At 43.7% G+C, this 1,227-nt stretch carries 1 protein-coding gene and 1 pseudogene; both read left to right on the top strand.

The genetic code is table 11. From position 1 onward, the window contains the following. Positions 1 to 399, top strand: a pseudogene (locus tag ACFVSH_RS26810) (SelA-like pyridoxal phosphate-dependent enzyme); the annotation flags it as partial. Continuing rightward, positions 396 to 1,151 carry a 2-dehydro-3-deoxy-phosphogluconate aldolase gene (gene dagF / locus ACFVSH_RS26805; RefSeq protein ID WP_387595978.1) on the top strand — a complete coding sequence of 252 codons (756 nt, stop codon included), beginning with the start codon at positions 396 to 398 and terminating at the stop codon, positions 1,149 to 1,151. The pseudogene ACFVSH_RS26810 and the gene dagF, both read left to right, overlap by 4 nt. Positions 1,152 to 1,227: the final 76 nt, after the last annotated feature.

Below are 1,227 nucleotides of genomic sequence, written 5' to 3'. Positions count from 1 at the left end.
GGTATCGGAAGGAGCATGAAGGTTGGAAAGGAAACTACCTTTGGGCTGCTTCAGGCATTGGATGAGTATTTCGTCAAGACGGATAATAGCGAAAATGAAAAAGCTAGTTTACAAGTTCTCACATCACTTGAATCCATTGAGGGCGTAAAGGTAACGATAGTTCAGGATGAAGCCGGCCGTGCCATATATAGAGCACGTATTTCCATTGATCCTTTAATAACGGAAACGACGGCGAAGGAAGTGAACGAGCAGCTCAGAAATGGGGATATTGCCATTTACACACGTGATTATGGGATACGGCAAGGCTTTTTCGATATAGATCCGCGTCCATTGCAAGGTGATGATATACATGTCATTGAAGCACAATTAAGCGCCATATTAGGAGGACAACAAGGATGACAAACATAAACAAACGGTTATTGAATGATCGTGTAGCCTTAAATGTACTTGCAAATAGTGTAGAAAATGCAGTGGAAGTCTTTGAAGCGGCGGAAGGCCATGTATTGGTTGGTGTACTCTCAAAGGATTATCCAACTGTTGAAGCTGGTGTTACAGCAATGAAAGAATACGGGGAAGCCATTGATGAGGCAGTTTCAATAGGATTGGGCGCGGGAGATAATAGACAGGCAGCGGTTGTCGCAGAAATAGCAAAATACTATCCAGGCAGTCATATTAACCAGGTTTTTCCTGCAGTTGGTGCTACGAGGGCCAATTTAGGCGATAAGGACAGCTGGATAAATTCACTTGTTTCTCCAACTGGGAAAGCGGGTTATGTGAATATCTCCACTGGTCCAGTAAGTGCAGGTGCAAGTGAAACGGCCATTGTGCCTATCAAAGCTGCCATTGCGCTGGTTCGCGATATGGGGGGGAATGCTCTGAAATACTTCCCGATGAAAGGCCTGAAGCATGAAGATGAATATCGTGCTGTGGCAAAAGCCTGTGGTGAAGAAGGATTTGCTTTGGAACCAACAGGTGGAATCGATTTAAATAATTTCGAGACTATACTAGAAATCGCATTAGAAGCAAAAGTGCCTAAAGTCATTCCCCATGTATATTCTTCCATCATCGATGAAGAAACTGGAAAAACGAATGGGGAGGATGTACGGAAATTATTGGCCATAACAAAAAAATTGGTTGAAAAATATGCCTAAAAGGATTGTGGCATTCGGGGAAGTAATGATGCGTTTGCAGGTACCAGGGCATGAATTGCTATCACAGGCCAGCACC

Origin of the sequence: Peribacillus sp. NPDC058002 (genome assembly GCF_042886655.1) — a bacterium.
Classification (GTDB): domain Bacteria; phylum Bacillota; class Bacilli; order Bacillales; family DSM-1321; genus Peribacillus; species Peribacillus aracenensis.
The sequence above is the reverse complement of the archived record's forward strand: the minus strand, read 5'-3'. Positions and strand labels throughout refer to the sequence as shown.